12 protein-coding genes and 2 tRNA genes are annotated in these 11,333 nt (G+C 60.3%); 5 read left to right on the top strand and 9 right to left on the bottom strand.

The genetic code is table 11. The features are described from left to right. Positions 1-109 precede the first annotated feature (109 nt). Positions 110-580: a DUF192 domain-containing protein gene (locus tag B4E36_RS15945; protein ID WP_292054981.1), complete on the bottom strand. Its 471-nt coding sequence runs from the start codon at positions 578-580 to the stop codon at positions 110-112. A 167-nt stretch (positions 581-747) separates the two neighbouring features. After that, entirely contained in the window at positions 748-1,326 is a 579-nt protein-coding gene (locus B4E36_RS15940) for a cold-shock protein (RefSeq protein WP_292054982.1), read from the bottom strand. A gap of 161 nt (positions 1,327-1,487) precedes the next feature. Here B4E36_RS15940 and B4E36_RS15935 point away from each other — a divergent pair, with 161 nt between their 5' ends. From B4E36_RS15935 to B4E36_RS15925, 3 genes are all read left to right on the top strand, one after another. Next, a complete protein-coding gene (locus B4E36_RS15935; RefSeq protein ID WP_292054983.1) occupies positions 1,488-1,928 on the top strand; it encodes a VOC family protein in 441 nt (146 codons plus the stop codon). Between the two features lie 167 nt (positions 1,929-2,095). Next, positions 2,096-2,170 (top strand) — tRNA-Glu (locus B4E36_RS15930). A gap of 117 nt (positions 2,171-2,287) precedes the next feature. After that, a tRNA-Glu gene (locus B4E36_RS15925) sits at positions 2,288-2,362 on the top strand. Positions 2,363-2,410: 48 nt separating this feature from the next. Here the strand turns inward: B4E36_RS15925 and recJ are convergent. The 3 genes from recJ to B4E36_RS15910 form a co-directional block, all read right to left on the bottom strand. Then, complete coding sequence (gene recJ, locus B4E36_RS15920) at positions 2,411-4,225, bottom strand: single-stranded-DNA-specific exonuclease RecJ (RefSeq protein WP_292054984.1); 1,815 nt, start codon at positions 4,223-4,225, stop codon at positions 2,411-2,413. Positions 4,226-4,344: 119 nt separating this feature from the next. Continuing rightward, a complete protein-coding gene (locus B4E36_RS15915) occupies positions 4,345-5,658 on the bottom strand; it encodes a homoserine dehydrogenase (protein WP_018065964.1) in 1,314 nt (437 codons plus the stop codon). 51 nt (positions 5,659-5,709) lie between these two features. Next, on the bottom strand, positions 5,710-6,072 hold the full coding sequence (locus tag B4E36_RS15910; RefSeq protein WP_345900561.1) for an acyl carrier protein: 363 nt from the start codon (positions 6,070-6,072) through the stop codon (positions 5,710-5,712). A gap of 504 nt (positions 6,073-6,576) precedes the next feature. Here B4E36_RS15910 and B4E36_RS15905 point away from each other — a divergent pair. Further along, the gene (locus B4E36_RS15905; RefSeq protein WP_345900560.1) at positions 6,577-7,716 is read left to right on the top strand and encodes a helix-turn-helix transcriptional regulator; all 1,140 of its coding nucleotides are present in this window, start codon (positions 6,577-6,579) and stop codon (positions 7,714-7,716) included. A gap of 197 nt (positions 7,717-7,913) precedes the next feature. Here the strand turns inward: B4E36_RS15905 and B4E36_RS15900 are convergent, their stop codons facing one another. The 4 genes from B4E36_RS15900 to B4E36_RS15885 form a co-directional block, all read right to left on the bottom strand. Then, on the bottom strand, positions 7,914-8,315 hold the full coding sequence (locus tag B4E36_RS15900) for an acyl carrier protein (protein WP_292054987.1): 402 nt from the start codon (positions 8,313-8,315) through the stop codon (positions 7,914-7,916). 169 nt (positions 8,316-8,484) lie between these two features. Continuing rightward, on the bottom strand, positions 8,485-9,702 hold the full coding sequence (locus B4E36_RS15895) for an LL-diaminopimelate aminotransferase (RefSeq protein WP_292054988.1): 1,218 nt from the start codon (positions 9,700-9,702) through the stop codon (positions 8,485-8,487). Between the two features lie 183 nt (positions 9,703-9,885). After that, positions 9,886-10,080 (bottom strand): hypothetical protein, encoded by a 195-nt coding sequence (locus B4E36_RS15890; RefSeq protein WP_018065958.1) that lies wholly within the window; start codon positions 10,078-10,080, stop codon positions 9,886-9,888. A gap of 78 nt (positions 10,081-10,158) precedes the next feature. Continuing rightward, the gene (locus B4E36_RS15885) at positions 10,159-10,551 is read right to left on the bottom strand and encodes a GFA family protein (RefSeq protein ID WP_292054989.1); all 393 of its coding nucleotides are present in this window, start codon (positions 10,549-10,551) and stop codon (positions 10,159-10,161) included. 65 nt (positions 10,552-10,616) lie between these two features. Here B4E36_RS15885 and sfsA point away from each other — a divergent pair, with 65 nt between their 5' ends. Continuing rightward, positions 10,617-11,324, top strand: coding sequence for a DNA/RNA nuclease SfsA (gene sfsA, locus B4E36_RS15880; protein WP_292054990.1), 708 nt, complete (start codon positions 10,617-10,619; stop codon positions 11,322-11,324). The last annotated feature ends 9 nt before the right edge of the window (positions 11,325-11,333 follow it).

Here is an 11,333-nt window from a genome sequence, read left to right as displayed (position 1 = left end):
CCCTCTGGTCCCAAACCAGATGCGCTACCAGGCTGCGCTACACTCCGCCGATGCGGGTCGGATACACGGTTCGCGGGCCGATCGCAATACTTAAAGCGGCGGGCGGGCGTTATTGCTTGAGCGCCGGGCCGGTGACGGTGTCGCCGGGCTTCAACCCGTAGGCCTGCGCCTGGCCGCCCGCCAACTCGAGCACGTATTTCACCGGCTCACGCGAGGCGATCACGCGCTTGGAGCCGGGCTCGGCTTTCTCGTAGTAGCCGGCCACCGAGCCGTCCGTGCGAATGAACACCATGTCGAGCGGGATCAGCGTGTTCGCCATCCACATCGAGGCGGTGCGCGGCTGGCCGAGGTCGAAGATCATCCCGTGATCGGGGGCAAGCTCGGTGCGGTACATCAGGCCGCGCTGGCGCTGCTGTTCGGTATCGGCGAGCTCGACGACGATCTCGTGGTCGCCTGTTTCGGTATGCAGCGTCAACCGCGAGGTTTCAAAGGTGATCTCGGTCTGGGCCACGGCAAGCCCGCCAAACAGCAGCAGGAAGGCGGCCGCCAGCATTTTCCAATTGCCGAATGTGCGTTTCATGGGGGTCCTCGCCTCGAAGCCTGGCGGTCTCGCCGCCGTGGTCGACCTTAAGAGGGGTCGGTGCAAAACTCAATGTGAATGCGCCGCCCTCAGGGCCAAGCCGGCAAGCCGGAAGCTGTGGAAGTCTCGAAACGCCAGCCCGGACGCCGCCAAGTGCGCGCGGCGCCTCAGTTGGTGCGGTGCATCGGGTTCGGAATGTCGGGATGAACCTCGGCGGCCATCAGGCCCTTGGGGCCGTCGCCGAATCGCACCAGCACGCTCTGGCCCTGGACCAGCTCGGTGAGGCCGTAGCGGCGCAGCGTCTCCATGTGGATGAAAATGTCCTCGGTGCCCTCGCCGCGCGTCAGGAAGCCGAATCCCTTTTCGCGGTTGAACCATTTGACGATCACCCGCTCCAGCCCGCTCGTCGCCTCGACATGGACATGGGTCTTCACCGGCGGCATCTGCGAGGGATGGACGGCGGTGGACTGGTCCATGGACAGGATGCGGAACGCCTGATAGCCGCGCTCGCGCTTCTGCACCAGCGCGACGACGCGGGTGCCTTCCAGTATGGTCTGGTAGCCGTCCTTGCGCAGGCAGGTGACGTGGAGGAGAATATCGTCCATGCCGTTGTCCGGCACCACGAAACCAAACCCCTTGCCGACGTCGAACCACTTCACGAAGCCGGTAACCTCGAGCAGTTCCCCGGTTTCAAGGCCCGCATCCTCTGCGGCAGAATATCTTCCCGCTTGAGACCTCTCGGCCATGTTGCCCCCGCTCCTTGAAAAACCCAGGCCGCGAATTAACTGATTCTTCACAGAAGAATAACATTCATCCATCTGATTCCTGCAATACCCAAACGCATGAAATCGGGAATTGCGGGTCAACGCCGCAGAAATTTTCAGTTTAGCCCACAGGAAAGTGACCTATGCATTATCTCCACACCATGGTCCGCATAACGGATATCGACGCCTCGCTGCGATTCTACTGCGAGTTGATGGGGCTGAAGGAAGTCCGCCGGATCGAGAATGAAAAGGGCCGGTTCACCCTGATTTTCCTCGCCGCGCCCGCCGATCTCGAAAAGGGCGACAACGACCACGTGCCGAAGCTGGAGCTGACCTATAACTGGGATCCGGAAGAATATTCCGGTGGCCGCAATTTCGGTCACCTCGCCTATCGGGTCAAGAATATCTACGATTTCTGCCAGAAGATGGCGGATGCCGGCGTCACCATCAACCGCCCGCCGCGCGACGGCCATATGGCGTTCGTGCGTTCGCCCGACGGCATTTCGGTTGAAATCCTGCAGGATGGCGATGCGCTTCCCCCGCAGGAGCCCTGGGCTTCGATGCAGAACACCGGACGCTGGTAAGTCCGCTTTTCCGTCGACCGTGCAAGCACGGATTTTAGGCGGAAAAAACAAATACTTATTGAGGCGCCGCAACCGGCGCCTCTCTTGTGTCTTTTTTTTGAAGAATTCGCTGATTTGCGCTTGCGGCAATTCATCTGCCTGATTATAAGGGCGCCCAGCGAACGCATGCGCCCTTCGTCTATCGGTTAGGACGCCAGATTTTCATTCTGGAAAGAGGGGTTCGATTCCCCTAGGGCGTGCCATCCTTTGCTACAGGTCATTGACCTTTTGCGGGATGTTTTCGGAGCCTGGATGCTTCGAGAATGGTGTTTGCTGTGGCGGCGGTTCCGGCTTTGCGGTGACCGCCGTTTTTGAAATGTGCGCCCTTCGTCTATCGGTTAGGACGCCAGATTTTCATTCTGGAAAGAGGGGTTCGATTCCCCTAGGGCGTGCCATTTCAAACCTCTCGTTCAGCCGCCGCGCCGAACCTCACCTCCTCGACATCATGACGGATTGGCCGCATCGATGATTCGCAGCTGAACGCGGCGCTGGCCCTGCCAGTGGTCGCCGGAAAGCGTTCCCGCGAGATGCAGGCTGCGCCCGCGGCTGCCAAGCAGAAGCTCGCCCAGAGGCTTGTCGGCGGCGCGGAAGGCGATGCCATCCAGCGCCGTCCCTTCCGCGCTTTCAAGCCGCACCTTCACATGGCCGCCTGCGCCGATCACGCGCGCGTCGCGCACCCGATGCTGCGGCAGCGCGAAGATCGGCTGCGGATGGCCGGAGCCGTAAGGGCCGGCCGCTTCCAGCCGGTCGATCAGGTCAAGCGTGGCGCCCGAGGCGCTGAGCGCGCCGTCGATCTTCAGCACCGCGTCGGCCGCAAGCGCCTCGACGGCATCGCGGGCGTGGTCCTCAAAGAAGGCCCGAAGCGCCGAGAGCTTCTCGCGCGTCACCGTCAGGCCGGCGGCCATCGCATGGCCTCCGCCCTTGACCAGCAGCCCCTGCTCCACAGCCATACGCACCATGCGCCCGAGATCGAAACCCGAGATCGATCGGCCGGAACCGGTCCCGCGGCCATTCGCATCGAAGGCGATGGCAAAGGCCGGGCGTCCGAATCGGTCCTTCAACCGCGAGGCCAGCAGGCCGACAATGCCGGGATGCCAGCCCTGGCGGGCGGTCACGATCACGCCCGCGCCGCTGCCATCGCCGAATTCGGCAATCGCGTCGGCCTCGGCCTCCTGCAGCATCGCCGTCTCGATCGCCTGGCGCTCGCGGTTGAGCTGGTCGAGGCGTTCGGCGATCGCCTCTGCCTCTTCCGTATCATCGACCGTCAGAAGCCTGCTGCCGAGCGCCGCATCGCCGATCCGCCCGCCGGCGTTGATGCGCGGGCCGATCAGAAAGCCGAGGTGATAGGGCGTCACCGGCCCGGCGAGGCCGGCGCGCTTGAACAGCGCCGCGAGACCGGGATTGGAAAGCGAGCGCGCCACGATCAGCCCCTTGACGACATAGGCGCGGTTCAGCCCCCTGAGCGGCACCACGTCGCACACCGTCGCCAGCGCCACCAGATCGAGCCAGGACAGGAGATCGATCCGTCCGGCGCGCATGTCGCCAGCCTGGCGCAAAGCCCTGTGTGCGGCCACCAGAACGAGGAACACCACGCCGGCGGCGCAGAGATGCCCCTGCCCCGAAAGATCGTCCTCGCGGTTTGGGTTCACCAGGGCCGCGCATTCCGGCAGGTCGACGCCGACCTGGTGGTGGTCGATCACCACGACATCGACGCCGAGCGCCTTCGCCGCCGCAAGCGATTCGTGGCTGGTGGAGCCGCAATCGACGGTCACTATCAGTTTCGCGCCGTCCCTGATCAGGCTTTCGATCGCCTGCGGGTTCGGCCCGTAGCCTTCGAAGATGCGGTCGGGGATATAAATCTCGACCTCGAGGCCAAGCATGGTGAGAAAGCGGTACATGAGCGCCGACGAACAGGCCCCGTCGACGTCGTAGTCGCCGAAGATCGCGACCTTTTCGCCGCGTTTGACGGCTTCGATCAGGCGGGCGACCGCTACCTCGCAATCGGTCAGGCTGAAAGGGTCCGGCATCAGCGAGCGAAGGGTCGGGTCCAGAAAGGCGGGCGCGTCGTCCACCGGCACATCTCGGCCGGCGAGAACCCGGGCAATCAGTTCGGAAAGGCCGTGGTTCTGCGCCATGGCCAGCGCCCGGTTTTCACCCGCCGGGCCCAGACGCGGCACCCAGCGCAGATCGCGCGCGGAACGCTCCACGCCCAGAAATGCCCGGGGGCTCGCCTTGCGCTGGGCGGCAGTATCAGTCATCAGGCCTCGGCTCCGCTTCGACGTTCTGCCCTTCATAGCGCCTGATGCGCCCCGATGTCATCGGCTGATCGCGGCGGCGCATGGCAGCCGAAGCGCGAATCCGGAGCAGGAACCGCGTTTCAGGGCTTTTCGATGCGGATAACCTGCGGCTTGCCGACGATGTAACCATCGCTCTCCATCGCCTTGACGGCGTTTCGGATCGAAAGCTCGGTGGTGGCGTGGGTGACCATGATGATGGTCTTGGTCGGCGCGTCGCGCTCGCCATTGGCCGAATGCTGCACGATCGATTCGAGCGAGATCTGGTTGTCGGCCATGCGCCTGGCAATCGCCGCGATCACGCCGATCCGGTCGGCCACCCGCATGCGGATGAAATAGCCGCCCTCATGGCTGCGCATGCGCGCCCGCTTGTAGGGCTCCAGCGATTTCGCCGGCCGGCCGAGCGCCGGCACTGTCTGCGCACCGGGGCGCGACTTGGCGATGTCGGCGATATCGCCAAGCACGGCGGAGGCCGTGGCATCGCCGCCTGCGCCCGGGCCGACCATCAGCAAGTCGCCGAGAATATCGGATTCGATCGCCACCGCATTGGTGACCCCGTCGACCTGGGCGATCACGGTATCATGCGGCACCATGGTCGGATGCACGCGCTGCTCGATGCCGCCGCCGGTGCGCTGGGCAACGCCCAGGAGCTTGATGCGATAGCCGAGTTCGGCCGCCGCGCGGATATCGTCCTGGGTGATGTTGGAGATACCCTCGAGATAGATATCGTCGCAGGAGATCTCGCAGCCGAAGGCAAGCGAGGTAAGGATCGCGAGCTTGTGGGCGGTGTCATTGCCGTTGATGTCGAAGGACGGATCGGCCTCGGCATAGCCGAGCCGCTGGGCTTCCTTGAGGCAGTCCTCGAAGGACAGCCCTTCCTTCTCCATCCGCGTCAGGATGTAATTGCAGGTGCCGTTCATGATGCCGTAGACGCGGGTCATGGTGTTGCCGGTGAGCGATTCGCGCACGGCCTTGATCACCGGAATGCCGCCGGCGACAGCCGCCTCGAAATTCAGCAGCACGCCCTTTTCCTCGGCGAGTGCCGCGAGCGCCACGCCGTCTTCGGCGAGCAGCGCCTTGTTGGCGGTCACGACATGGATGCCCCGCTCCAGCGCCGCGTTCACCGCATCCTTCGCGGCCCCGCTCGCGCCGCCGATGAGCTCGACCAGCACGTCGATGTCGCCCTCGCGCGCCATCGCCGCCGGATCGTCGTACCATGTGGCCGAGGTGACATCGATGCCGCGATCCTTGGTGCGGTCGCGCGCCGATACTGCCGTCACCGTAATGGCGCGGCCGCAGGCCGTGGCGAGGTTTTCATGTCGCTCGCTGATGATGCGCACAAGCGAGGCGCCGACGGTTCCAAGACCGGCGACGCCGATTTTCAGGGCATCTGCCATGGGGTATTCCTACTGACCCGAATTTCACGTTCGGACGCAAGCGTCCGCGCTTCATTTAGATCGTTTCGCCAGCAAATGGAACATTCTGAGGCGGGAAATTTGGAAGGGCCAGCACAGGGACGATCTTGCCCGAGTGGGCGCACACTCCTGCTCCACCGTTGCGGCAGACGAACACGTTTGCTGAGCGCGCGCGTTATTAACGGTCTCGACCAGATCGCCAACGGTTTTGCTCGAGAGCAGATATTCATCCATGATCATCACGTCAAATTCCTCCTCAAGGGCCATCCCCAGTTCGAGAATATCGAGTGAATTGATGCCGAGACCGTTCAAAGTAGCGTCTGTGTTCACCTCGTCTTCGGCAGATCCAATAACGGCTACGATTGTCTTCTTCACACGACTGAAGGTGTCACTCATTCGCCGATCCTCGTTATCTTTTCTGGAACCATGTTGCGAAGAACCGAGTGTCGACCCGCTATGGGCTCAGCGTCATAACCCAATTGGGGTATGCGCAGCGACACAGAACCAAGAATGGACAAGTCGGATTTATTGATTGCAACTACATGTCGGTATATACCTAGAGATGTAGACAGCCAACTCAGCCAGCTCCAACGTCTGAAAAGCAACGAAAATGGTATCAGGTTTGCATGAAAAGAAAGTACCCGAAATTTTACTCAAGAAGTTGCATGGAAAAAAGATATTTCAATATCTTAAACTGAGGTCCTTTTGTAAGAATGCTCCATCTAAATTCCAAACAGATCGTCAACATCTCTGTTTTAATTTCGCCTTCATTAAATACAGAGGTGCCGGAGGCCACATAGAACAAATTTTGCCTTCCTACCTTTACTTGCAGGGGCATTGACACTGACCTGCCGACGCCTTTCTTCCTGAACATAGAAGTATTAATTGGAGAACTCTGATATGGATATCGAGCTATTTAGCAGGATATTGCAGGGTCTGTATTCTCCATCGACTTCTCAATTTGATGAAAATTCAATGATAAGCGATGAGATAGCCCGGTTCTCAGGTGTTTCGGGCATGACCATCTTGAAATACAACGGCAGGCAACATCAGTATCAGCTCCAGGAGTCGAGCAGAATCTATCGCAAGGAGACCGATACCTTCTCCGGGTTGTCAGCCAAGTATGGCGCGTTCGAATTGAGGGCGCTTAGGCGCTTGCTACGGCAACAACAGTACATTCCCATGACCGATGCCGAAATGTGGCCTGATGAGCCCGGACTCCTTGAAACAGAGATGTTCGTCGAGACAAGCAAAATCTTCGGTGTCGGAAGACGTTTTGCAGTCAACATGTCTGGAGCGAGCGATTGGAATTCGGGGTTTGTCATGCATGTCGATCATCGTAAAACCGACATCTCTCCCGAAAGCCTGCGTGCGGCAAGCCTCATTGCTCCTCACTTGGCCTCCGCCCTCGCGCTAGAGCAGATGAACAATGTTCTGCGCAAGCAATACGCAGTGATGCTTGAGCTGCTTGACAGCATGGATATCGGCGTGTGCATCGTCAGCCAGAATGGTGATGTCATTATCGAGAATAGGAAGGCAAGCGCGGTTTTCGCGGATCAAGATGGCATTTCAAAAAAAGACGGCAAAATCGTTGCGTACCCGCAAGCTTCCAACGGGGAACTGAGGCGGCGTATCACCCAAACCGCACTGACGGCGATCGGCCAAGCAAGCTTGCCACGCAATGCAATGGTCATCACCAAGCGCTCCCTCCGATCACCCTATTGGATAGAAATCTCGCCGTTTGGGCATGCTGGCAATGACCTGGAAAAGAATCTTCGGGGAGCCCTTATTCGGATCGTTGATAGCGATCGCAAGCCCAAATTCAAAGTCGAGCCATTTGCGAAAATGGTCGGATTGACCTCTGCGGAAATCGAAATTGGTCAACTGATATGCTCGGGGTATTCTGCATCGGACATCGCCGACATCCGTGGCGTCTCAATCCACACCGCGCGCTCTCAAATCAAATCGATCCTGGCAAAGTCCGGATGTTCGAACCGCGTATTGTTTGTTGCCAAGGTAGCGAGCCTCAGTCAATTCTGAATTGAACTTCCCTGGTTCCGCACATATCAGCTGTCTTATTACATCTGCTCCGCTCACGCGGCCGGGCAGTGATGCCCTCGAAACCGACCGGCGACGCCGATTTGCAGGGCGTCTGCCATGGGTGTCGCCGGCAAATGGAACATTCCGAGCGGAGAAATTTGGAAGGACCAGCGTAGGACGGTCTCGCGCGGAGACATTCACGCGCCTGCTTCACCTTCGCTGTGAACGAATACTTCCACCGGGTCCGCGACTTGCGAATAGTGGGCCTGCGATTTGTGTATAGTCTTGACCAGATCGCCAACGGTGGCACTGGAGAAAAGATCTTCATCCATAATCACCACAGCGAACTCGTCCTCGAGAGCCAGGCCCAGCTCGAGGATATCGATCGAGTTGATGCCCAGATCGTCCAGCGTGGCCAGTTCGACGACGTCGCGCTCGGCCGAGCCGATGACGGCGATGATCGTTTTCTTTACCCGGCCAAAGGTTTCATACATCCGCAGTTCCTCCGCTTGAAGCCCTGCCGCGAGCGCCGGCTTCGCCCGCCAGCCAGGCAAATTCCCAACGTGAACCATTCCCGCAAGGTTTCTCTTGTTATTCATGATAGCGCTACCACTCCTGATTTAAAAGAGGATTCTTTCCCAACGATAAATTAAATCTCGTCAGAGGAATGCGGTATTGGTTATGAACCTGTCATGAACATTGGGCGATCAGGAAAGCGTTCCGCCTTCCTGATCGAACCGCGAGAAAGGGGCGTGCCTTTCCGCTACACTACCGATGCGCCTTCAACGACACGATGTTGTCGGGCGCGACCTCAGTGGTGGCGAAGAAGCGCTTGAGGTTGCGCGCGGCCTGGCGGATGCGGTGCTCGTTTTCGACCAGCGCGATGCGCACATGATCATCGCCCTGCTCGCCGAAGCCAATGCCGGGGGCAACGGCGACATCAGCTTTTTCCACCAGCAGCTTGGAGAATTCGAGCGAGCCCATTTCGGCAAATGGCTCCGGGATCTTGGCCCAGGCAAACATGGTCGCCGCCGGCGGGGTCACCTGCCAGCCGGCCTTGGCGAAGCTTTCGACCATGACGTCGCGGCGCTTGTGATAGATCGAGCGGACTTCCTGGATGTCCGAGCCATCGCCGTTCAGCGCGTGGGTGGCGGCAACCTGGATCGGGGTGAACGCGCCGTAATCGAGATAGGACTTCACGCGCGCGAGCGCCGAAATCAGCCGCTCATTGCCAACGGCGAAGCCCATGCGCCAGCCCGGCATGGAATAGGTCTTGGACATAGAGGTGAACTCGACCGCCACATCCTTGGCGCCCGGCACCTGGAGCACGGAGGGCGGCGGCGCGCCATCGAAATAGATTTCCGAATAGGCGAGATCGGAGAGCACGATAAGCTCGTGCTTCTTCGCGAAGGCCACGACCTCGCGGTAGAAATCGAGACTCGCCACCTGCGCGGTCGGGTTCGACGGGTAGTTGAGCACCAGCGCGATCGGCTTGGGGATCGAGTGCTTCACCGCCCGCTCGACCGGCCCGAAAAAGCTGTCATCCGGCTCGACCGGGATCGAACGGATCACGCCGCCGGCCATCAGGAAGCCGAAGGCGTGGATCGGATAGGTCGGGTTCGGGCAAAGGATCATATCGCCGGGGGCGGTGATCGCCTGCGCCATATTGGCAAAGCCTTCCTTGGAGCCGAGCGTGGCGACGATTTCGGTCTCCGGGTTCAATTTGACGCCGAAACGACGGGCATAATAACCGGCCTGGGCGCGGCGCAGGCCGGGAATGCCCTTGGACGAAGAATAGCGGTGGGTGCGCGGATCGCGCACGACCTCGCACAGCTTGTCGACCACGGATTGCGGGGTCGGAAGATCGGGATTGCCCATGCCAAGGTCGATGATATCGGCGCCCGCCGCTCGCGCGCTCGCTTTCAAACGGTTGACCTGTTCGAAAACGTATGGCGGCAGTCGCCTGACCTTGTGGAACTCTTCCATCTTCTTCCTCTTGGAACACTGGGTTGAACGATCCTTGCCTTTCGAAGGATCGTCGAAACGAGAGCAGGAAAAACCGCCCTTACGCAACAATCAACTGCACTTGCGTCGATTTTGCGGCAGAAATCCTAATACTCTGTTTCATCCTTGCCACAGGACGGGCCGAGAACGGAGGCTTTTGGAGGATTATTGTGGGGCGGGAATGCCGGCCAGTCCGTCGAGCTTGGTCGTCATGGTCGCGACCTCTTCATCGGTAAACTGGGGATAGGCCGCCGTGCCGGTATCGCAGACATCCGGCTCGCCGCAGGTGGTGGAGCAGGCGGCAAGAAGCGAGGCCGCCGCCACAAGGGTTACACTCAAGATCATCCGGCCGAATTTCATCGCATCTCTCCTGTCGCCGCGGCGGCGCAAATCAGTCGCCGGCAAATCTGCCCGGTTTGGCGGCCGGGTGCAAGCAGGTCAGTCTTCCGTTCGCCCCTCGCCTTCCCGGTCACGCTCGTAGCGATGGGAGACCGGAAGCGGCGGAAGCCAGGATTCGCGCCGGATCGTCCATAGTTCATAGGTCGGCTTGAAGCGGTCGGGCTGATCGAACGTGCCGAGATTGATCTCGATTTCATCACCGCTCACGGCATAGACCGGCGAACCGCAGGTCGGGCAGAAATACCGGTCTTCGAAGCAACTCGCCTCGCCCGCAATGCTGACGGCGGTCTCGGGGAAGATCGCGGCCGCCTGAAACGGCGCGCCGTGATGCTTGCGGCAATCGAGGCAATGGCACACGCCTACCCGATAGGGCTCGCCCGACACCGCTATCCGTACCCTGCCGCAAAGGCATCCGCCCGTTATCCATTCCATGATCTCGTCTCCTCGTTGGCGTCCACCCCTTGCAAGTGGCACTTGAAAGGCTAAAACGCATTCCCATGCAGTTCGATCCTCCCTTGATAGCGGCAACGCTGATCCGGCGCTACAAGCGCTTCCTGTTCGATGCCGTCCTGGAGGAAACCGGCGAGGCGATCACCGGCTCATGCCCCAATACCGGCTCGATGCTCGGGCTCAACACGCCCGGCTCGCGAATCTGGCTGTCGCGCAATGATGACGGCAAGCGCAAATATCCCCACCGTTTCGAACTGATCGAGGCCGATGGCACTGTGGTCGGCGTCAATACCGGGCTGCCGAACCGGCTTGCCGAAGAGGCGATCGCCCTGGGGATGGTGGATGATTTTGCCGATTATACCCTGATCCGGCGCGAGCAGAAATATGGCCGCCAGAGCCGGATCGACCTGCTGCTGTCGGCCGATGACCGGCCCGACCTTTACATCGAGGTCAAGAATGTCCACTTCATCCGCACGCCCGGCCTTGCCGAATTTCCCGATACGCCGACGGCGCGTGGAACCCGGCATCTGGCCGAGCTTGCGGATATGGTCGCGGCTGGAAAACGGGCGGCGATGGTCTACCTGATCCAGCGCGACGATTGCGAACGCTTCGCCATCGCCGCCGATCTTGACCCGGTCTATGCCGAGGCTTTCAAATGCGCGCGTCGCGCCGGCGTCGAGGCCTTTGCGATAAAATGCAATGTATCCCGTGACAGCATCACGCCAGATGGTACAGTATTGGTTGATAACATGTAAGCGCACACG

It is taken from the genome of Martelella sp. UBA3392, assembly GCF_002358775.1.
GTDB classification, from domain to species: Bacteria; Pseudomonadota; Alphaproteobacteria; order Rhizobiales; family Rhizobiaceae; genus Martelella; species Martelella mediterranea.
The sequence above is the reverse complement of the archived record's forward strand: the minus strand, read 5'-3'. Positions and strand labels throughout refer to the sequence as shown.

What these genes read in the sequence shown, in the direction of transcription:
- B4E36_RS15945 (WP_292054981.1), bottom strand. Translation starts at nt 580, where the DNA reads ATGAAACGCACATTCGGCAATTGGAAAATGCTGGCGGCCGCCTTCCTG.
- B4E36_RS15940 (WP_292054982.1), bottom strand. Translation starts at nt 1,326, where the DNA reads ATGGCCGAGAGGTCTCAAGCGGGAAGATATTCTGCCGCAGAGGATGCG.
- B4E36_RS15935 (WP_292054983.1), top strand. Translation starts at nt 1,488, where the DNA reads ATGCATTATCTCCACACCATGGTCCGCATAACGGATATCGACGCCTCG.
- recJ (WP_292054984.1), bottom strand. Translation starts at nt 4,225, where the DNA reads ATGACTGATACTGCCGCCCAGCGCAAGGCGAGCCCCCGGGCATTTCTG.
- B4E36_RS15915 (WP_018065964.1), bottom strand. Translation starts at nt 5,658, where the DNA reads ATGGCAGATGCCCTGAAAATCGGCGTCGCCGGTCTTGGAACCGTCGGC.
- B4E36_RS15910 (WP_345900561.1), bottom strand. Translation starts at nt 6,072, where the DNA reads ATGAGTGACACCTTCAGTCGTGTGAAGAAGACAATCGTAGCCGTTATT.
- B4E36_RS15905 (WP_345900560.1), top strand. Translation starts at nt 6,577, where the DNA reads ATGGATATCGAGCTATTTAGCAGGATATTGCAGGGTCTGTATTCTCCA.
- B4E36_RS15900 (WP_292054987.1), bottom strand. Translation starts at nt 8,315, where the DNA reads ATGAATAACAAGAGAAACCTTGCGGGAATGGTTCACGTTGGGAATTTG.
- B4E36_RS15895 (WP_292054988.1), bottom strand. Translation starts at nt 9,702, where the DNA reads ATGGAAGAGTTCCACAAGGTCAGGCGACTGCCGCCATACGTTTTCGAA.
- B4E36_RS15890 (WP_018065958.1), bottom strand. Translation starts at nt 10,080, where the DNA reads ATGAAATTCGGCCGGATGATCTTGAGTGTAACCCTTGTGGCGGCGGCC.
- B4E36_RS15885 (WP_292054989.1), bottom strand. Translation starts at nt 10,551, where the DNA reads ATGGAATGGATAACGGGCGGATGCCTTTGCGGCAGGGTACGGATAGCG.
- sfsA (WP_292054990.1), top strand. Translation starts at nt 10,617, where the DNA reads ATGCAGTTCGATCCTCCCTTGATAGCGGCAACGCTGATCCGGCGCTAC.